Consider the following 19,738-nt stretch of genomic DNA (forward strand, 5'->3'; position numbering starts at 1 on the left):
GCTCAAATAAACTTCGAGTAATTTAAACCAATCAATCAATGAAATATTTTCGATCAATCAATCAGTAAAAATCCACACAAGTTGTTCTTCATAATCTCTTAATGATCTTCTCGATGCTTCGTCAGCATCAAGCTAGGTCGGCTATATTACGCTTTATTTCTAAAGTGTCAACTGGTAATTTAAATTATTTTAAACTTCCTTTCTAAAACCCAACCCAATCGATTTCAATCAAGTCATTGTTTTACCAGAAGTTTTAATCTTCATCACCGCCGATGGATGTGCATTATAGGGCAAATATTTCGCCTTGCAACCCCTCTTTTTAAGTTTTATCAGTTTTTTAGTCCGAACGGTTATTTATTCGGCAAAATATTTTAAATCTGTATCATTCTTGCTCAAAATTAGCAGTATGCTTATTTTCAAATTTTAGCTACACTATTTTTATGTTCATTCGTGTTGTGTTGAAATGACTCAAAATTTAAAAATAATAACCTTGCTGTCATTTGTAGCAATGCAAACGCCTACTTTTTTGTATGCTGCACCCGCATCAAATCTTTATAGCACTACATTCTCCATTTTAGCGTATGCAAAATGGCAAGCTAGCACGCCCAAACTTTGTGTCGTAAATCAAGATAATATTGCACAACAATTCAAAAAACATGCCCCATTACATAATAAATATGACATTCAACCCATTCAAAGCCAGGAAATATCTAAAAGTAATTGTCAAATATTAATTTTTTCTACGCTTTCTGCTGCACAAGAACAACATACCTTAAATACTCAAGTTCGATTTCCAGCCCTATCTATTAGTTTAAACAATCTGGAATGTGAAACTGGCAGCGCTTTTTGTCTTTATAAAAAAAATGATAACTATGCTTTTAAAGTCAACATGGAAAGCTTGACTCAATCTCAAGTGCATATTGATCCGCGTGTATTACTGCTTGCAAAAACATCGGAGTCAAACTCATGAAGCAGTTATACTCCCCTATTACTTTGCATCAATTATTCACACGCGCACAACTCACTATTTTTGTTTTAACTTTTACAATTTGCTCTGGTATTTTTTTGGTGATCTCAACCTACACCATGAATGCTTATGCCAAAAATAGTCTACAAAACTTATCTGCTGCGTTAAATGAGCGCATTCAGCCTGCAGTGGTTTTTAATGATCAAATGACGCTCAACAAAATTCTCTCTGAACATACGCAGCGTTATTCTATTCGGTCGATTGAAGTACTATCACCCAAACAAACGCGTATTGCTTTTATTGAGCAGCAAGACTTAGATCATTTCTCAATTCAAGCTTTATTGGATTATTTGTTTTTTAATCATCCTGTTCGGCTGAGTATTGACCATGATCAGCAAAACTATGGTGAGTTGGTGGTGTATGGAAACTCTAGTGACTTGGTCAGTTTTTTTTATAAAATCGTTTTAGGATTAATTTTCGGTTTTATTTTGCTTTTAATTGCTGTGTTTTGGTCAATTAATTCAATTTATCAATATCTCATGCAATCTTTAAGTTCTATTGTCAGCTCGGCACAGGAGATCAGTGCACAAAAAAATTATAAGCTGCGCGTTTCAAGTTCAGATATTCAAGAACTTCATGAACTGAGTTATGCCTTTAATGGCTTACTCAATGAGATTGAACAATCCCATAAGAATTTATTGGTTGAAAATCATAAACTGCAATTTCAGTCGCAATACGACAATTTAACGCAGTTGCCAAATCGTAATTATTTTTATGAAACACTGTTTAAGCTATTTACCCAGCCTTCTGCTACGGCTGCAGTATTTTTTTTAGACATTAATAACTTTAACCAAATCAATAACCAATTTGGGCATTTGACGGGCGATAATATTTTACGTGATTCATCACATTGTCTAATTCAGATTTTGCCCTCACATGCGTTTGTTGCGCGTTTAGGTGGCGATGAGTTTGCAGTAATCTTAACTGGCTCACACTCCACTGCAGAATTAGAGGATTATTGTCAAAAGATTCATGCTTGCTATACCTCTACATTTAAGTATGAACAGCAACAAGTTTCCTTAAATGTCAGTATTGGCGTAGCATTGATTGAATATGCCAAAACTCCTGAAAATTTAATTGCCGATGTCGATCGCGCGATGCTCAAAGCCAAACGTGATCATTCAAAATGGTATATTTCACCTCAATCAAACAACAAACAGGTTCCTTATGCTTAAAAAAGTTCTGATCGGTACACTTATTTTTGTTATGGTTTCACTCAGTGCTTGCATGAGTTTAGGGAATGTCAGCTATAAGCAGGCACGCATGCTAAAACAAGAAGGTTTTATTTTAAGTGATGATGGCTGGACTTTAGCCCTGCCTGAACGCTTGTTATTTGGTTTTGATGAATACGCCATTCAAAACAACCAAAAAGAACGCCTCAACCAATTGGCACAACAGCTGCATAAATATGACTTGGATAAACTCAAGTTTATTGGTCACACAGACAACGTAGGTTTAGCCAGCTACAATCAAACCCTATCGGAAAAACGCGCCCAAAATGTGGCTCAGATCTTTTTAGATCAGGGTTTTGAACGAAACAATATTCAGGTGATTGGTCGTGGAGCATCTCAACCGATGGTGAGCAACGATACACCAGCAAATCGCGCGATTAACCGACGTGTAAATGTGACGATAGTACCTTAAAGCCCTACAGAAATTTCAACGGATCATCAAACCTCAGTCATTGAGGCTTTTTTATTTCAACTAAAAGATGTAATCAACAAAAGTATTTTTCTAAATTTCAGGCATAAAAAAACCGCTTAACGCGGTATCTTTATCTATTTGACCATTTCTATTTTAGAAAATGGTCGGAGCAGTAGGATTCGAACCTACGACCCCCTGGTCCCAAACCAGGTGCACTACCAGGCTGTGCTATGCTCCGTTTATCTCTCAAAGAGATTGGGGTGAATGACGGGATTCGAACCCGCGACAACTGGAATCACAATCCAGGGCTCTACCAACTGAGCTACATCCACCATTATGTTTGGTTCTTTTATACCAAGCTACCAAAAAATGGCGCGCCTGACAGGATTCGAACCTGTGACCATCCGCTTAGAAGGCGGATGCTCTATCCAACTGAGCTACAGGCGCATGACCGATGATACATAATATCATGCGATACGTTGCCTTGAAGAATTGGTCGGAGCAGTAGGATTCGAACCTACGACCCCCTGGTCCCAAACCAGGTGCACTACCAGGCTGTGCTATGCTCCGATTCATCTCAGCTTTTTGTGTATCGCACATCGTGCGGTACGGTGTGCATTCTAGGCGCGACGCCCGAAGACGTCAACACCTATATTTAAAAAAAATTAAAAAAAAGCTTCAACCGTATATTTATCAAGCATTTTTGATATTTTTCAATCAATTTTAGCGTTTTAAGCTCGCACTGAAATTCAACATACGATCTAGTGGTAATTTAGCACGTTCTGCCATGGCAGGTTCAACGAATACTTCTTGATCACCTGTTTGCAATACATGCAAAATTCCATCCAATTCATTCATCGCCATCCACGGGCAGTGTGCGCATGAACGACAGGTTGCACCCTCACCTGCAGTTGGTGCTTCAATTAGAATTTTATTTGGTACAGCTTGCTGCATCTTGTAGAAAATACCGCGGTCTGTTGCCACAATTAAACGCTCGTGTGGCAAAGTTTTTGCCGCTTGAATAAGTTGCGAGGTACTGCCCACCGCATCAGCTACATCAACAACTGATTCTGGTGATTCTGGATGCACCAAAACTGCTGCATCCGGATACATGGCTTTCATATTGGCTATACCGCGTGAACGGAATTCTTCATGCACAATACACGAACCATCCCAAAGCAGCATATCTGCGCCAGTTTTCTTTTGAATATAGCGTCCTAAGTGCTGATCTGGCGCCCAAATGATTTTTTCACCTAAGCTATCGAGATGTTCAATAATTTCAACCGCACAGCTTGAGGTAACGACCCAATCTGCACGCGCTTTTACCGCAGCGGACGTGTTGGCATAAACCACGACTGTATGATCAGGATGCGCATCACAGAAGCGGCTAAACTCATCGACAGGACAACCTAAGTCCAGTGAGCAAGTTGCTTCTAAAGTTGGCATAAGAATGGTTTTTTCTGGCGATAAAATTTTGGCAGTTTCGCCCATAAATTTTACACCAGCTACGACCAACGTGGTTGCCGCATGATCACGACCAAAACGTGCCATTTCCAGTGAATCCGAAACACAGCCACCTGTTAATTCAGCCAGTTCCTGTACTTCAGGATCGCAGTAATAATGGGCAACCAAGACAGCATTGTGCTTTTCGAGTTCTGCTTTAATTTGCGCAAATTTTTCCTGCTTGGCTTGCTCACTCAAATGATGTTCTTTGGTTTCACCCAAGCGATCTAAATGCGCCTGCACAATTGATTTGGCTTCATTGGCAATTAAATTGGTCGCATCATTCATAACAACGTCTTCTCTATCTTCATGCTTGCCCGAACACAAGCTTACTCAAGTCACTGATGATATGGGGGCAATTTACTCATTCACCAGCCCTTTGCCGATTGAATGCTAAAAAAGCCTCACAACGGAGGCTTTATCACTCAATTTGAATTTTTACGAACGGTAATCCGCGTTGATCTTGACATAATCGTAAGACAAGTCACAAGTATAGACTGTATCTGTCGCTTGACCACGTCCTAAATTTACACGAATGGTCATTTCGGTTTGTGCCATGACTCGCGCGCCCGCTGCTTCGGTATAGTCGGCAGCAGCACCGCCATCTTTGCAAATTTGCACATCATCCAACCAAACCTGAATTTTTTCAACCTCTAAATTTGGCACGCCTGCATAACCAATTGCAGCAAGAATACGCCCCCAGTTTGGATCTGAGGCAAAAATGGCCGTTTTTACCAATGGTGAATGTGCAATGCTGTACGCAATATCACAACATTCTTGGGTATTGTCACCATCTTCAACACGTACCGTGATGAATTTTGTTGCACCTTCACCATCACGGATAATCAGTTGTGCCAAACGCAACATCACACGATTCAAAACATCTAATACCACAGCATAACGCGGGTCATTTTCACTGCAAATTTCAGTGCCACCCGCCTGACCTGTCGCCACCAAGATACATGAATCATTGGTCGAGGTATCGCCATCTACAGTAATACGGTTAAATGATTGTTCTACGCTGCGTTTGAGCAATTGCTGCAAGATGTCACGTTGAATTGGTGCATCGGTTGCAACATAGCTAAGCATGGTCGCCATATTTGGGCGAATCATACCTGCGCCTTTAGAAATGCCTGTCATGCTATAAATAATGCCATCTAACTCAAACTGTTCAGAAGCACCTTTTGGTGTGGTATCTGTGGTCATAATACCTGTCGCAGCATCATGCCAAGCATCCTCACGTACCGATGCCAAAGCAGGCGCTAAACCAGCAACCAAGCGTTCAATCGGCAATTGCTCGCCAATCACACCTGTAGAAAATGGCAAAACTTCTTGGGTAGATACACCTGCCAATTCAGCCAATTTGGCACAGGTAATTTCTGCATTTTGCATACCCAATTTGCCTGTACCCGCATTGGCATTGCCTGTATTAATGACCAAGTAACGCGGATTGCCCTGAGCTAAATGTGCTTTGGACACATGCACAGGTGCAGCGCAAAATGCGTTTTGAGTAAATACGCCCACTACATTTGAGCCTGCTGCAAATTCAAAAATAACCAGGTCACGTCGGTTCTGATAACGCACATAAGCCTCTGCTGAACCAATTTTTACACCTTTGACCACATGCATGTGTGGCATAGAGACGTCACCAACTGCCATTTTGAAATTTCCAGTACAAATTTGAGAATGTCACAGCTTAGTGGAAATTGAAGAAAAAATCGAGCATCCTCCCTGCTTGATTCAACTTTTGTTAATACACAAGGTCATATATAAAAAACCAGCCCGTATGGACTGGTTTTAATCTTCAATGTAATGCATCAGCAACTAAAATTATACTGATTGAGCCTATTGGGATTATGGCGTAGTCGCAACCACGGTTTCACCCAATAAAGCCTGTTTTGCACGTTCTTGACTTGCTGCAGATAAAGCAGGATTTGCAGCCACAATACGATTTACATTGGCAGCATTCGCAGGTGCAATCGCTGCAGTATGCAACACGATTGGACGCTGATCTGGATTGGCAAAGGTATAACGAATACCTGTGCGTGGGCTTGCCACAGTCACGTGACCATTATCCACTTGTACCTGTGCAGTGGTCGCACCCACAGCAGCTTGAACTTTTGCAGGAGTTGTCGTTGTTGCCGCATTTGCAAATGTGAAAGTAGGCAAGCTCAAGGCAACAATCATTAAAGGTTGTAATACTTTTTTCATTTTTTGTTCCACACATGGATATTGCATGTGCAACTAAATAGCATTTAATTCCAAAATCTGCAAATGCTATACACATCTTGCAAAACTATTACCACAAAGATTTTGCGCCCCAAAATACAAAAAAGCAGAGCCAAAGTTCTGCTTAAGTTGTAACAAGACAGGTTTAGATTTTACCGTGACACTGTTTATATTTCAGTCCTGAACCACATGGGCATGGCGAGTTACGGCTTGCAGGCGCAACAACCGTTTGCTCAGCAGCACTGTACTGTGGTTCTGATTCAAAGGTTTCGCCCGTTAAACCATCTACATCAGCATGTGAAAGATTAAGCTGCATCGCTTCTGCTTGCGCTTGCTGTTGAGCTTCCATCGCTGCCAATTCTTCAGGTGTTGGGACATGCACACGCGAAAGATCGGTCACGACATCGGCTTTAATCACACCCAACATATTCACAAATAAGTTAAAGGCTTCTTTTTTGTACTCTTGCTCAGGGTTCTTTTGTGCATAACCACGTAAATGAATCCCTTGACGCAAATAGTCCATAGCCGCCAAATGATCTTTCCAATGACGATCAAGTGAACTGAGCATAAAGTGGCGTTCTAACATCGCTGCAGATTCATCACCCATTTGCTCACGACGTGCACGATAACGTGTGACAATTTCATCGGCAATACGTTCTACTAAAGCTTCTTCATCTAGGCGACGATCATCTTCAAGCCATTGGTTAATTGGTAATTCGATACCTAAATCATCACGCAAGGCACGCTCTAAACCATCAATATCCCATTGGTCATGAATTGATTCTGGTGGAATATAATTGGCGATCATACCTGTGACCACTTCACGATGCATTTCTTCAATATAATCTTGCAGGGTGTTTTCTGCTAACACGTCATCACGTTGTGAATAAATGATCTTACGCTGTTCATTATTCACATCATCGTATTTCAGCAAGTTTTTACGAATATCGAAGTTACGTGCCTCAACTTTGCGCTGTGCATTTTCGATGGAACGAGACACCATTTTGTGCTCAATCGCTTCATCTTCCTGCAAGCCCATAGCGCGCATCATTGCTACGACACGGTCACCTGCGAAAATACGCATCAAGTCATCTTCAAGTGAAAGATAGAAACGTGACACACCTGGGTCACCCTGACGACCTGCACGACCACGTAGCTGGTTATCAATACGGCGTGATTCATGGCGTTCAGAGCCAATAATATGCAAACCACCTGAACTTAACACCATGTCATGGTTTTGTTCCCACTCTGCTTTTAAGCGAGCTTCGTCTTCAGGGGTTGGATTTTCAATTTTGGCAAGCAAGGCTTTCCAGTTACCACCGAGCAAAATATCTGTACCACGACCCGCCATATTCGTCGCAATCGTCACCGCTCGTGGTGAACCTGCCTGTGCAATAATGTCGGCTTCACGTTCGTGTTGCTTCGCATTTAACACTTCGTGCTGAATACCCGCTTCACGCAGTTTGTCCGATAAAATTTCCGAAGCTTCAATGGTTGCGGTACCAATCAAAATTGGCGCTACACCCGCTTCATGCACACGCTGAATTTCTTGAATAATTGCGTTGTATTTGCCTGCACGGTTTAAATAAATCAAATCGTTCTGGTCATTACGAATCATTGGGCGGTGGGTTGGAATAATCACCACATCCAAACCATAAATTTCTTTCATTTCTGCAGCTTCAGTATCTGCAGTACCCGTCATACCCGATAATTTTTTGTATAAACGGAAATAGTTCTGGAAAGTTGTAGTTGCTAAAGTTTGGTTTTCAGGCTGAATTTCTAAGCCTTCTTTGGCTTCTACCGCTTGGTGTAAGCCTTCTGACCAGCGACGCCCTGGCATGGTACGACCTGTATTTTCGTCAACAATAATCACTTCACCATCATGAATGATGTAGTGCACGTTGCGTTGATACAAGAAGTGCGCACGAATGGCAGCAGACACGTGATGCACCAAATTCAGGTTAGATGCAGAATACAGACTTTCGCCTTCTGCCAATAAACCCATTTGAATTAATTCATTTTCTACCGTTTCATAACCAATTTCGGTCATTTCTACAGTACGTTGTTTTTCATCAATCCAGAAATGTCCACCATCGGCTACTTTTTCTTCTTTTTGTGCATGCAATTTTGGCGGAATGGTGTTGATTGCTGCATATAACTGCGATGAGTCATCACTTTGACCAGAAATGATTAATGGGGTACGTGCTTCATCAATTAAGATCGAGTCCACTTCATCAATAATGGCATAAGTCAGACCACGCTGTTTTTTCTCACTCAGCGAGAACACCATGTTGTCACGCAAATAGTCGAAACCAAATTCGTTATTGGTACCGTAAGTAATGTCTGCACGATAAGCTTGTGCTTTTTCTGTCGGGTCTTGCATCGAATAAATAATGCCAATGCTTAAACCCAAAAACTCAAACAAAGGACGGTTGAGTTCAGCATCACGCTGTGCCAAGTAGTCATTTACAGTAATGACATGCACGCCCTGACCACTTAAAGCATTTAAATAACAGGCCAAAGTTCCCATTAGGGTTTTACCTTCACCTGTACGCATTTCTGCAATTTTACCTTCATGCAAGGTAATACCACCAATCAACTGCACGTCATAGTGACGCATGCTCATGACACGTTTGGCGGCTTCACGACATACTGCAAATGCTTCTGGTAATAATTTATCTAAACTTTCGCCTTTGTTATAACGTTGTTTGAATTCTTCGGTTTTTGCAGATAAGTCTGCATCGCTTAAGGCAGATATCGTCGGCTCGAGCGCATTAATCTTGTCTACGATTTTACGCATGCGTTTGAGTTCGCGCTCATTTTTAGTACCGAAGATTCCTCCGATCAGACTTGCCAACATGAATAAACTCTCTAAATCTTGCTTGTCAAATAAATAGGTTTTTCTTAGGGGTTATTATGGTGCTAGAAATTTGAAGTACAAGGGTTTTGCACAAAAACCTATTAAAAATTCCAATCTCTACTTGCCATTTCTCGCTGCTAAGTGGCAGTTAATGTAACAAATTTCGAGCGGGCGATATATAGCAATAGCACATGAATCTATTTTGAAAAAGCAATAAAAACCACACCACTTATTCTATTTATTCATAAGAACATACAAAAACACTATTTATTTTTGCAAAAGAAATAACGCATAGTAGTGTTCATTCAACATACAACACAAAACATTAGAGGCACAGCATGACCATTCGCTTAGGTGACACCGCACCCAACTTTACACAAGATTCAAATGAAGGCCAGATTGATTTTTATGAGTTTTTAGGTGACAGCTGGGGGATTTTATTTTCACACCCTGCCGACTACACCCCTGTCTGCACCACAGAATTAGGCTTTACCGCAAAACTTAAAGACGAGTTCAGCAAACGTAATGTTAAAGCGATTGCCCTTTCTGTAGATGATGCAGAATCTCACAAAGGCTGGATTCAAGATATTAACGAAACTCAAAATACGACAGTTAATTTCCCAATTCTTGCCGACCAAGATCGTAAAGTGTCTACTTTGTATGATTTTATTCACCCGAATGCCAGTGAAACACTGACTGTCCGCTCACTGATCATTATTGATCCAAATAAAAAAGTACGCTTGATCATTACTTATCCTGCTTCTACAGGACGTAATTTCCACGAAATTTTACGTGTCATTGATTCACTACAACTGACTGACAATTACAAGGTTGCAACGCCTGCCAACTGGCAAGATGGTGAAGATGTGGTCATTGTGCCTGCCATTCAGGATGAAGCGGAACTTAAAGAACGCTTCCCAAGTGGATATAAAGCCATCAAGCCTTATTTACGTTTGACCAAACAACCGAACCGCACTTAATTAAGTGTTACATGAGCAAGCCTATCTTCGGATAGGCTTTTTTATGCTCCAATTCCGTTAATCCAATTGTGATTGGCGACACACAACAGATCAGGTATAAGCAAAATAACATTCATAAAAAAACGTCATTTTGTGATCTACAACATTCATCATTTACATTGCGGCACGTTTTGCCCAATCTGTGCGCCTTTATTTGGACAACAAGGTTGGCAGGCAAAATTGGTCTGCCATTGTCTATTATTAGAAACAGATCAAGGCTTGGTCTTGGTCGATACAGGCTTAGGCGTTGAGGATTATTTACATCCCAAACAGCGTTTAGGCACATTACTGACCCATACCGCTCGGATTCAACACGACTTAAGCCAGACCGCACTCAAGCAAATCCAGCAACTTGGTTATCAGGCCAGTGATGTGCAACATATTTTGGTATCGCATTTGGACTTTGATCATGCGGGTGGGATTGCTGATTTTCCAAACGCGACTGTGCATATCTTCGCGAGTGAATACAAGGCAGTCTGCAATTTAAAGTCTTTAAAAAATCGCATGCGTTATAAACCTAAGCAATTTCAGCAACATACTCATTGGGATTTTTTAGAACCAACCCGAGGTGAAGCTTGGTTTAATTTTAATCGTGTGCAAGGTTTAACAATTTTTAAGGATGAAATTTTACTGATTCCTTTGCCTGGACACTCCGCTGGTCATTGTGGCATTGCCATTCGGCAGGCACAGGGCTGGTTATTTTTCTGTGGCGATGCTTATTATGCGCAAGCACAGCTAGACCCTAAACAATGCTTCCCAGCACTACATACAGTTGAGTATTTGTTTGCAGAAAATAATTTAATGCGTTTAAAGACTTTAGCGAATATTCAGCATTTGGCTCAAACTGCACCACAAGTTGAGATTATTTGCGCACATGATCCAATTGCCTTAGCGCAATATCAAATACCAAAAGCCTAAATAAAAAAGGATTTAACCGAAACGATTAAATCCTTTTTAAAGACCGCAGCTTGATTAAATGATTTAGTTGCGTTTCTCTAACGGCACCCAGTCAATTACCCATGCCGACTTCATATTTAAACTAGGGTCTGCGGTAATTTTCTTACGGGTTGCATCGGCAGCATCACGGTCTTTAGATGGCCCAACCATAATCCGAACCCCTTTAGACGTTGGACTTTGGGTGACTTTATAACCTTTGGCTTTCAGTTTTGCCGCCAAAGCATCGGCATTGGCTTGGTTAGCAGCCAAAGCCACTTGTACCATCCACTGCTTATCGCCTTCTTCCAATAACTTACGTGCTTTTTCAGCTTCAGCCTTTTTCTTGGCAGCTTCTTCAGCTTTGCGTTTTTCCTCAGCTTTACGTTTTTCTTCGGCAGCCTTACGTTCTGCTTCTTTTTTCGCTTCTGCTGCTTTGCGCTCTTGTTCAGCTTTACGTTTTGCATCGGCTTGGCGTTGTTCTTCCGCTTTGCGCTTCTCTTCTGCAATACGTTTTTCTTCCGCTAAACGCTTTTCATCTGCTGCTTTTTTCTCTGCAGCACTACGCTCTTGCGCGGCTTTTAACTCAGCAGCTTTCTTGGCATCCGTTGCCTTTTGCTGCTCTAACTTCTTTTGCTGGGCAGCTTTTTCTTCAGCCAAACGCTTTTGCTTGGCTTGTTCATCTTCGACCAATTCCGGTGGAATATTGTCAGAACTTTGCTGCTGACCAGAACGCAATGCATTTAAGGCAGCATATTCTTCTGCAGCTTTACGCGCTGCTTCAGCTTCTGCCTGTTGTTGCATCGCTAAAAACTCAGCTGCACGTGCTTCTTGCTCCGCTACTGCTTTTTCACGCGCACGGCGCTGCTCTTCAAGCAGACGCTGCTCGGTTTGCACATCGACAGTTAAAGGTTGCAATTGCACCATTTCTGCCTGATTGGCATTTTTATGTTGAACTTGTTCGGCTTGGCTTGGGGTTTTCACATTATTTTGATGTATTTCTTCTTGCCCTTTTAAAAGCAATGCTGCCAATAAAACACCACCACCTAATAAAACAACGCCACCCATCCAGCGCTGTTTGTTATTCATTGACATTCTTCCAAATACTCCCATACCGCTTCTAAGGTATGAAATGATCCACATACCAAAATCAGCTGATTATTTTTTGTTTCATCCAGTGCTGATTTAAAAGCCAATTGTATACTGTCGAAGTGTTGTATTGTTTCGCCTTGCAAAGCCTGATCCAAAACCGTGATCTCTGCCGCACGAGGCACATTTAATGTGGCAATTTTCCACATTACGACACTATCTTTCAATAACTCAACCACAGAATTTATATCTTTATCTGCAAGCATTGAAAAAACACTGACCACTTCAGTGTACTGTTTATTGTAATTTAAGAAATTGCGCAATTGCTTTAACAAAAATTCAACGCCATGCGGGTTATGTCCTGCATCAAAAATCACGGTTTTGCCCTGAATTTGACGAATTTCAAAACGTCCCGCCAATTTGGCCGTTTGAATACCTTGTGCAATTGCGTCTTGGGTGATTTCTAAACCACTGTGCAAGACTGCTGCCACAGCCGTTGAAATATTATCGAGGGCTAAACTGCCTGTTGGAAGTTTTAAGGTGCAACCCGATGCAGCAAATATCCATGACTGACCATCATGCATATCCCGATAAAAATAATCAAGATTCAAGACAAACAAAGGTGCATTGCAGGTTGCTGCTTTGTCGTGAATAGCTTGAGGCAAATCTTGCTGACCTGCAAAAATGACAGGAATGTTAGGACGAATAATGCCTGCTTTTTCATAGGCAATTTTTTCGATGCTATCGCCTAACCAATCGACATGGTCTAAACCGATATTGGTAATAACCGCCACATCTGGATTGACGACATTGACCACATCTAAGCGCCCACCTAAACCGACTTCAAGCACCCACACATCGCAGTCTCGTGCTTTAAAAATCACAAAGGCTGCCAAAGTCGTGGCTTCAAAAAAAGATAAACTCAGATCGCAATCACGTCGTGCTTGATCGACTTGCACAAAAGCATCAATCAAACTTTGGTCATCGACCTCGACGCCTGCTAATTTGACTCGTTCATTAAAACGGTAAATATGTGGCGATTGGTACAACCCAACCCGATAGCCCTGCGCATTTAAAATAGCCGCTAAAGTGGTTGTGGTTGAGCCTTTGCCATTGGTTCCCGCAACCGTAATGACTTTGGCTTTAGGATGGGTCAACCCCAGTTTTTCTGCAACGGGAATAACCCGCTCCAAACCTAAATCAATACCCGTAACGTGAACATGGCTCCAATAATTGAGCCATGTGTTTAAATCATCGGTTGCAAGAGGTGCTGTGTTCAAGGCAAGTTCATCAGTTTCGCAAGAATACGATAAACTGTATCACGTAATGCATGACGATGGACAATTTGATCGACCACACCATGATCAAGTAAGTATTCTGCACGTTGGAATGGTTCTTCCAGTTTTTCACGTACAGTTTGCTCAATGACACGTTTACCCGCAAAGCCAATCATCGCTTTAGGTTCTGCAATGTGTACATCACCCAACATCGCCAATGATGCAGTTACACCACCGTATACAGGATGAGTTAATACTACGATGTACGGCAAGCCTGCTTCTTTCATGCGTTGAATTGCTGCAGAAGTACGCGCCATTTGCATTAATGACAACATGCCTTCTTGCATACGCGCACCGCCAGATGCTGCAAAGCAAATTAACGGTTGTTTTTGCTGAATCGCACGTTCAGCAGCTTGCACAAAACGGTCACCCACTACGGTACCCATTGAGCCGCCCATAAAATCAAACTCAAATGCACAAGCAATGACTGGCATATCTTTTAATAAGCCCTGCATAACCACTAACGCTTCGGTTTCACCCGTTTTCTTTTGCGCTTCAGTCATACGCTCAGGATAAGCTTTGCTGTCTACAAATTTGAGTGGGTCTTTGGCAGAGAATTCTTGACCTAATTCGTTTTGTACTTGGTCAAAGAACCAAGTTAAACGCTCACGCGCTTTCATGCGTAAATGTTCATCACATTGTGGGCATACATAAGCGTTGAATGACATTGCCGTACGTGTCACCAAGGCATGACATTCTGGACATTCAATCGTTGGTTCAGTAAAGATCGCTTTTAACGCTTGTTGCTCATCTGGTGTTTCAATACCAGGTACACCACGTGCAGTCCACGGCGTCGATGGGCTTAGAATTTTCCCTGTTTTCACTTCTTGACTCATACTAACTCATCGAGCGCAGCTCGAAGCTCCTTCACTTTATTAACCGTTGCAATGACGGCTTGTTCTGGTGCTAAGCTCGCAAATTGTTTTACAAAAGCACTTCCGACAATGACTGCGTCGGCAGCCGCGCCCATTGCTTTGGCAGATGCAGCATCACTGATGCCAAAACCCACACCCACAGGCACGTTGGTTACAGCTTTAATCTGTTGGATGCGGGTTGCTGCTTCTGCAACATCAAGTGTTGCTGCACCCGTCACGCCTTTCAAAGAAACATAATAAATAAAGCCACTGGCTTGGTTTGCAACAAATTGAATACGCTCTGGTGTAGAAGTTGGCGCTAACAAGAAAATTTGATTCATCCCATATTTATTCAGGACTTCATCAAATTCTTGGGCTTCTTCAGGTGGTAAATCGACCAGAAGTACACCATCGACACCACAGTCATGTGCATATTCAACAAACTTTTCATAACCAATGACTTCTACAGGGTTTAAATATCCCATCAATACCACAGGAGTTTCCTGATCTTTTTGACGGAACTCTTTGACCATGTTTAAAGCATCTAGCGTATTGGTTCCACCTGCCAACGCTCGCTCTGCAGCGAGGGCAATTACTGGACCATCAGCCATTGGGTCTGAAAACGGCAAACCTAATTCAACGACATCTACCCCTGCCTCGACCATTTGATGTAACAACGGAACTGTGACTTCTGGATGAGGGTCACCTGCCATAACATAAGAAACCAAGGCCTTACGCTGTTGAGATTCAAGCTGTGCAAATCGTGTGGCTAAACGTGACATAGGGTTGTATTTTCCTTGAATGATTAAAACTGAGACATTTGCTATTGTAGAAATACAAATTGACCCATTGTAACGCTATTTTTTACTCAATGAATAGCGCACAGGCATGGGTTGCTGCATTTCTGTTTGCAAAACGATTTATTCAGAACAACCGCGAGGCTACATTTACTGATATTTGCGCTTTTTTCTCAATGATCAAAGATGCCTAATTTTGCCTGCTTATCGGTTTTTGAAACTTGCTCAATCGTGCTTTTAAATTTAAAAATATTGATAAAAATAAACAACTTCAGGTTTTATCTTAGGCTTTATCAACCTTGCAAAAGCTGATTCGGTCATGGCTACACACAGCTTATTTTCAATCTCTTAGCGCGAAATCACCTGTTGATAATGAGCCAATCCATACTATTTATGGCGTATTTTGCTGTAGAGAAAGCGCATCCTCAGCTTGCTGCAACTGCTGTTTACGTTTTAGCAAGGTCTGTCCTGTGCAGGCTTTATAGGCACGCGCCAAAGCCGATTGGTCTGAATAACCCAACAACTGTGCAATATCGCTTAGGCTCACATTTTGTCGCAGTAAGTTTTCACAGCGCTGCATCCGTTCTATTTCAAGAATCTGTTTAAAACCCGTACCTTCCTGTTTAAGCTGACGCTGTAACGTACGCCCTGAACGAAATAAACGCTGCGCCACCCATTCAATGCTCGGCACTTGCTGTTCATAACGTAAATAATGCGCCACCTGCTCTTGGACTTGCTGCTGCACGGTTTCTAATTGTGGTTTTAACGCAATCGCATCTTCAGCTTGTTTGGTGAGTAAATGAATTAAAGAGGGATCGGCTTGCTGTGGTTTTAAACTGAGGCTTTCTAAATTTAAAACAATTTGATATTCCGCTTGCTTAAATAAAACCTTACAACCATAAAACTTTTCATAATGCAGCATCGCCATACGCGGTGCATGGGCAAAATGAATCTCCCGTATCGGAGAGTGTTGAAAATCAAAAATTTGCATGGCCAATTGAGTCATACAGGCAAAAGTCATTTCATGAACCAAGCTGTATTTTTCATCCACCAACGGCCATGATAAATATAAAGCATCTGGTTGTTGTTCCAGTCGCATCGGTACGGCTGCCGTACCATCTACCACCAAACGGCTAAAACGCATCATATATTGAATGGCTTCTGCAACACTGTTACTACGCGATGCCATATAGCCAAGCACGCCAAAATGTTCAGGCTGAATATAACGTGCCAATTCAAAAACGAGCGTTGGACAATCTAAAAACTGAATACTGTGTTGGATGATGTCGTTAAAAAACTGATAAGACGATTGGGTATCCATAGGCAATGCCAACACATGCTGTAACTGCTGCAATTGTGCAGGCAAAAATCCAAGCTGCTCAGGAATCTTACCCTGTGCAGATAAATAGCGTAACCAAAGTTGATAATAGCCATTTGGAATTTGGATTTCACTTACGTGCTTGCTCATCTTGACATGCATCATTTTCTTTTGTCGTTTAATGTATAAAAACTGGCAAATACTGTCAAAACAAATCTGCCAAAGCCCGACATACTACAAACAGGATTGACCAGAGTGAAATAAAATAAAATGAATGCACTTGTCCAATATCATGCTACGCCGATGGTACGCAGCAATCTCGATTTTAAATTAGCCGATGTGCCGCGTTACTGGTTTGCAGGTGATCCGTTTCTGACCCGCATGTTTGACGCTTTAAGCCTGACTTTTCCTGATGGTGAGCGTTATTTCATTCAATCAGTACGTTTGTTCCGCGATCAAATTCAAGACCCAGACTTAAAACAACGTGTTGCCGATTTTATTCGGCAAGAAGCTCAGCACGGCATTGCACACGACAAAATGAATCAGGTTATGAAAGATCAAGGCATGCCTGTAGATCAGTTTATTCAGCGTCTGAACAAGATTTTTAAGTTTGAACTGAAATATCGCTCGCCTCAATACAACATTGCCATGACGGCGGCGGCTGAACACTTAACCGCACTTATGGCAGAAACATTTTATGGCGAAAAAGACACCCTGAAAGATGCACATCCGTATGTCCGTGCTTTATTTGCGTGGCATGCGATTGAAGAAATGGAGCATCGTGATGTGGCGTTTGATGTGATGCAACAGGTGGGCAATGTGCCTGAAGTGACCCGAAAAATGGCATTGGTACTCACCACAGGTTTGATGTTTGGGTTTACCCTTTACCGTGCTAATGTCATGCTCAGATACGATGGTTTTAGCCGCATACAATGCTTAAAGATGAATGCACGCGGGCTGCAATGGCTATTGGGTAAAAATGGAAAATTACGCAAAATGAAACCACAATTTCAAGACTGGTTTAAGCCTGATTTCCACCCTAGCCAACACCCGATTATTGCGCAATACGATGTTTGGCTGAACACCTTAGCTGAAACCAATGATCCAATTCAGGCGGGTGAAGCTTTTTGGCAGGCAGGAAAATAAAGCTTTTGGTTTTGCTTGGCTTTTAACCAATGAACACCTAAGCATTGCTTAGCTTTATACAAACTTGCCTCTAATATCTTTATATAAAGTAAGGCATAAGGCAATGCTGAGTCATATCTTATTATTTCTTATTTATGAGTGACCAACACAGTTTAAGCGTAAGAGATCGCTGTTACTGTTACAGCTCCATCTCCTACGCAGAAAAAGGTTTTAGTCCTGATTCATAATAAAAAAGTATTGGCGATAATATTTCAGCTCGGCAATCGAATCACGAATATCATCCATCGCCAAATGCGACGCATTCTTTTTCAAACCGCTCATAATTTCTGGACGCCAGCGCTTTGCCAACTCTTTCACTGATGAAACATCCAAATTACGATAATGGAAGTACTGTTCCAATTCAGGCATTAAACGGTGTAAAAAACGGCGGTCTTGGCAAATTGAGTTGCCACACATTGGCGATGTTTTAGGATTAACCCATTTTTTCAGAAACTCAATAGTTTGCTGTTCTGCATCCTGCGCAGTGAGTTTGCTGCGACGCACACGCTCAATTAAGCCCGATTGTCCATGCTGACGTGTATTCCACTCATCCATGGCATTTAAAATACGATCAGGTTGATGCACAGCCAGCACAGGACCTTCTGCCAAAATATTTAAATGATCATCGGTCACAATGGTAGCCACTTCAATAATTTGGTCGTTATCGGTATCTAAACCTGTCATTTCCAAATCAATCCAAATGAGGCTAGTATCAGGCGTGCTGCTCATAAATGTGCAATCTTATTCGGCTTAAAAACAACATAGTAGCAAATTTCTTGCTTCTTGGCTGTAACTGTGCCCCCGCTTCATGCTATTTTTGCCATCCTGAGTTCATGGTTTTTTAGGATATGAATGGCTTTAATTCGTAAGCGTCGATTGACTGAACAACAGCAACGTCGAATTGAAAAACAACACAAGTCACGTCAGACAGACATTGACACTTCACATGATTTAGAAGGCTTGGTGGTACAACACTATGGTCGTCAATTAGAAGTGCAGGCTTTATCTGTTCCTGAAATTCATCCTGAAAAACCTGTGGTGCACGCAGGTGAGCCTGAACCGTTTTGGAAACCTATCGAAATAGGCAGCATTTGGCGTTGTCATACTCGCACCAATTTAGAATTATTGGTGACGGGAGATCGGGTCAAATGGCAAGCCGATCCGAATACAGGTTTAGGGATTATTACCGCGATTCATCCACGCCAATCTTTATTGACCCGACCTGATCGTTATCACAAAGTTAAACCTGTTGCCGCCAATATCAGTTTGATTGTGATTGTTTTTGCGCCTTTGCCTGAACCTGCACCGGGCTTGATTGACCGCTATTTGGTTGCTTGTGCCGATGCCGATATTCCCGCCTTATTGGTTTTAAACAAATCTGATTTGCTCAAAGAAAACGACCCGATTTTAGACTTGCTTAAGGAATATCAAGACTTGGGGTATGAAGTCATGCAAACCCAGTCCGATGCGAATTTAGAGCATTTGGCGGCACGTTTGGCAGGTGAAACGGTGGCTTTTGTTGGACAATCGGGTGTGGGGAAAAGCTCGCTGATTAATGCCATCGTGCCTGAAGCGGCGCAAAAGACCAATATCATTTCAGAAAACTCAGCACTTGGACAACACACCACAACCTCTACCCGCTTAATTGGCTTTGGAGATGGTGCAGCCTTAATTGACTCACCGGGGATTCGTGAATTTGGTTTATGGCACTTAAGCCAAGATAAAATTCAAAATGGTTTTCCTGAAATTGAAAACCTGCTGGGGCATTGCCAATTCCGCAACTGTACCCATAAACATGAAAAGCAATGTGCGCTGCGACTGGCTGCTGCAGAAGGTGAAATATTATCGCGTCGTTTAGACAGTTATTTAAGACTGTGTGATGAAATTGCCGAAGCGCAACAAAAAAATTAATTTTATTGTGGCGCTGCCCTTGAAGCGGTGTT

The 19,738-nt window shown here is 41.9% G+C and carries 17 protein-coding genes and 4 tRNA genes; 7 read left to right on the plus strand and 14 right to left on the minus strand.

Annotation, left to right across the window (positions count from 1 at the left end; genetic code table 11):
* Window positions 1–463: 463 nt before the first annotated feature.
* Genes HX743_RS12945 through HX743_RS12955 form a run of 3 tightly spaced genes read left to right on the plus strand, consistent with a single transcriptional unit; the run spans window position 464 to window position 2,671 of the window.
* On the plus strand, window positions 464–970 hold the full coding sequence (locus tag HX743_RS12945) for a YfiR family protein (protein WP_178319417.1): 507 nt from the start codon (window positions 464–466) through the stop codon (window positions 968–970).
* Window positions 967–2,202 (plus strand): diguanylate cyclase domain-containing protein, encoded by a 1,236-nt coding sequence (locus HX743_RS12950; protein ID WP_178319418.1) that lies wholly within the window; start codon window positions 967–969, stop codon window positions 2,200–2,202. The genes HX743_RS12945 and HX743_RS12950 overlap by 4 nt, the downstream gene beginning before the upstream one ends.
* Window positions 2,195–2,671, plus strand: a complete 477-nt coding sequence (locus tag HX743_RS12955; protein WP_178319419.1) for an OmpA family protein — start codon at window positions 2,195–2,197, stop codon at window positions 2,669–2,671. The genes HX743_RS12950 and HX743_RS12955 overlap by 8 nt, the downstream gene beginning before the upstream one ends.
* Before the next feature lie 161 nt (window positions 2,672–2,832).
* On the opposite strand, the gene HX743_RS12960 is transcribed toward HX743_RS12955, so the two are convergent.
* The 8 genes from HX743_RS12960 to secA form a co-directional block, all read right to left on the minus strand.
* Window positions 2,833–2,909: transfer RNA gene (locus HX743_RS12960), tRNA-Pro, on the minus strand.
* Window positions 2,910–2,927: 18 nt separating this feature from the next.
* A tRNA-His gene (locus HX743_RS12965) sits at window positions 2,928–3,003 on the minus strand.
* A gap of 38 nt (window positions 3,004–3,041) precedes the next feature.
* Window positions 3,042–3,118 (minus strand) — tRNA-Arg (locus HX743_RS12970).
* Window positions 3,119–3,164: 46 nt separating this feature from the next.
* Window positions 3,165–3,241, minus strand: a tRNA-Pro gene (locus tag HX743_RS12975).
* Between the two features lie 153 nt (window positions 3,242–3,394).
* Window positions 3,395–4,462, minus strand: coding sequence for a quinolinate synthase NadA (gene nadA / locus HX743_RS12980; RefSeq protein WP_026438463.1), 1,068 nt, complete (start codon window positions 4,460–4,462; stop codon window positions 3,395–3,397).
* A 150-nt stretch (window positions 4,463–4,612) separates the two neighbouring features.
* On the minus strand, window positions 4,613–5,833 hold the full coding sequence (argJ, locus tag HX743_RS12985; protein ID WP_178319420.1) for a bifunctional glutamate N-acetyltransferase/amino-acid acetyltransferase ArgJ: 1,221 nt from the start codon (window positions 5,831–5,833) through the stop codon (window positions 4,613–4,615).
* A gap of 195 nt (window positions 5,834–6,028) precedes the next feature.
* A complete protein-coding gene (locus tag HX743_RS12990) occupies window positions 6,029–6,385 on the minus strand; it encodes a hypothetical protein (protein ID WP_167845789.1) in 357 nt (118 codons plus the stop codon).
* Between the two features lie 163 nt (window positions 6,386–6,548).
* Window positions 6,549–9,263 carry a preprotein translocase subunit SecA gene (gene secA / locus HX743_RS12995; protein ID WP_178319421.1) on the minus strand — a complete coding sequence of 905 codons (2,715 nt, stop codon included), beginning with the start codon at window positions 9,261–9,263 and terminating at the stop codon, window positions 6,549–6,551.
* A 338-nt stretch (window positions 9,264–9,601) separates the two neighbouring features.
* Here secA and HX743_RS13000 point away from each other — a divergent pair, with 338 nt between their 5' ends.
* The gene (locus HX743_RS13000; RefSeq protein ID WP_178319422.1) at window positions 9,602–10,243 is read left to right on the plus strand and encodes a peroxiredoxin; all 642 of its coding nucleotides are present in this window, start codon (window positions 9,602–9,604) and stop codon (window positions 10,241–10,243) included.
* A gap of 132 nt (window positions 10,244–10,375) precedes the next feature.
* Window positions 10,376–11,200, plus strand: a complete 825-nt coding sequence (locus HX743_RS13005) for an MBL fold metallo-hydrolase (RefSeq protein WP_178319423.1) — start codon at window positions 10,376–10,378, stop codon at window positions 11,198–11,200.
* Between the two features lie 63 nt (window positions 11,201–11,263).
* Here the strand turns inward: HX743_RS13005 and HX743_RS13010 are convergent, their stop codons facing one another.
* From HX743_RS13010 to HX743_RS13030, 5 genes are all read right to left on the minus strand, one after another.
* Complete coding sequence (locus tag HX743_RS13010; protein ID WP_372238851.1) at window positions 11,264–12,310, minus strand: SPOR domain-containing protein; 1,047 nt, start codon at window positions 12,308–12,310, stop codon at window positions 11,264–11,266.
* Window positions 12,301–13,584, minus strand: coding sequence for a bifunctional tetrahydrofolate synthase/dihydrofolate synthase (gene folC, locus HX743_RS13015; protein ID WP_178319425.1), 1,284 nt, complete (start codon window positions 13,582–13,584; stop codon window positions 12,301–12,303). Before folC ends, HX743_RS13010 begins: the two co-directional genes overlap by 10 nt.
* Complete coding sequence (gene accD / locus HX743_RS13020; RefSeq protein ID WP_004976262.1) at window positions 13,581–14,477, minus strand: acetyl-CoA carboxylase, carboxyltransferase subunit beta; 897 nt, start codon at window positions 14,475–14,477, stop codon at window positions 13,581–13,583. The genes folC and accD overlap by 4 nt, the downstream gene beginning before the upstream one ends.
* Window positions 14,474–15,277 carry a tryptophan synthase subunit alpha gene (gene trpA, locus HX743_RS13025; protein WP_004976260.1) on the minus strand — a complete coding sequence of 268 codons (804 nt, stop codon included), beginning with the start codon at window positions 15,275–15,277 and terminating at the stop codon, window positions 14,474–14,476. The genes accD and trpA overlap by 4 nt, the downstream gene beginning before the upstream one ends.
* A 406-nt stretch (window positions 15,278–15,683) precedes the next feature.
* Window positions 15,684–16,760, minus strand: a complete 1,077-nt coding sequence (locus tag HX743_RS13030; RefSeq protein ID WP_178319426.1) for an AraC family transcriptional regulator — start codon at window positions 16,758–16,760, stop codon at window positions 15,684–15,686.
* Window positions 16,761–16,880: 120 nt separating this feature from the next.
* Between HX743_RS13030 and HX743_RS13035 the strand changes: the two genes are divergently transcribed.
* Window positions 16,881–17,756 carry a metal-dependent hydrolase gene (locus tag HX743_RS13035; RefSeq protein WP_178319427.1) on the plus strand — a complete coding sequence of 292 codons (876 nt, stop codon included), beginning with the start codon at window positions 16,881–16,883 and terminating at the stop codon, window positions 17,754–17,756.
* A 210-nt stretch (window positions 17,757–17,966) separates the two neighbouring features.
* Here HX743_RS13035 and orn read toward each other — a convergent pair whose 3' ends face one another.
* Complete coding sequence (gene orn / locus HX743_RS13040; protein ID WP_178319428.1) at window positions 17,967–18,524, minus strand: oligoribonuclease; 558 nt, start codon at window positions 18,522–18,524, stop codon at window positions 17,967–17,969.
* Window positions 18,525–18,647: 123 nt separating this feature from the next.
* On the opposite strand from orn, the gene rsgA reads away from it, so the two are divergent.
* Complete coding sequence (gene rsgA / locus HX743_RS13045; protein WP_178319429.1) at window positions 18,648–19,706, plus strand: small ribosomal subunit biogenesis GTPase RsgA; 1,059 nt, start codon at window positions 18,648–18,650, stop codon at window positions 19,704–19,706.
* The last annotated feature ends 32 nt before the right edge of the window (window positions 19,707–19,738 follow it).

The sequence above is a fragment of the Acinetobacter sp. Swhac1 genome, assembly GCF_013390985.1.
GTDB lineage: Bacteria > Pseudomonadota > Gammaproteobacteria > Pseudomonadales > Moraxellaceae > Acinetobacter > Acinetobacter towneri.

Coding starts and splice junctions, on each gene's coding strand:
- HX743_RS12990 (WP_167845789.1), bottom strand. CDS start 6,385: ATGAAAAAAGTATTACAACCTTTAATGATTGTTGCCTTGAGCTTGCCT.
- rsgA (WP_178319429.1), top strand. CDS start 18,648: ATGGCTTTAATTCGTAAGCGTCGATTGACTGAACAACAGCAACGTCGA.
- HX743_RS13000 (WP_178319422.1), top strand. CDS start 9,602: ATGACCATTCGCTTAGGTGACACCGCACCCAACTTTACACAAGATTCA.
- secA (WP_178319421.1), bottom strand. CDS start 9,263: ATGTTGGCAAGTCTGATCGGAGGAATCTTCGGTACTAAAAATGAGCGC.
- nadA (WP_026438463.1), bottom strand. CDS start 4,462: ATGAATGATGCGACCAATTTAATTGCCAATGAAGCCAAATCAATTGTG.
- HX743_RS12955 (WP_178319419.1), top strand. CDS start 2,195: ATGCTTAAAAAAGTTCTGATCGGTACACTTATTTTTGTTATGGTTTCA.
- HX743_RS13010 (WP_372238851.1), bottom strand. CDS start 12,310: ATGTCAATGAATAACAAACAGCGCTGGATGGGTGGCGTTGTTTTATTA.
- HX743_RS13035 (WP_178319427.1), top strand. CDS start 16,881: ATGAATGCACTTGTCCAATATCATGCTACGCCGATGGTACGCAGCAAT.
- HX743_RS13030 (WP_178319426.1), bottom strand. CDS start 16,760: ATGAGCAAGCACGTAAGTGAAATCCAAATTCCAAATGGCTATTATCAA.
- argJ (WP_178319420.1), bottom strand. CDS start 5,833: ATGGCAGTTGGTGACGTCTCTATGCCACACATGCATGTGGTCAAAGGT.
- HX743_RS12950 (WP_178319418.1), top strand. CDS start 967: ATGAAGCAGTTATACTCCCCTATTACTTTGCATCAATTATTCACACGC.
- orn (WP_178319428.1), bottom strand. CDS start 18,524: ATGAGCAGCACGCCTGATACTAGCCTCATTTGGATTGATTTGGAAATG.
- trpA (WP_004976260.1), bottom strand. CDS start 15,277: ATGTCACGTTTAGCCACACGATTTGCACAGCTTGAATCTCAACAGCGT.
- HX743_RS12945 (WP_178319417.1), top strand. CDS start 464: ATGACTCAAAATTTAAAAATAATAACCTTGCTGTCATTTGTAGCAATG.
- accD (WP_004976262.1), bottom strand. CDS start 14,477: ATGAGTCAAGAAGTGAAAACAGGGAAAATTCTAAGCCCATCGACGCCG.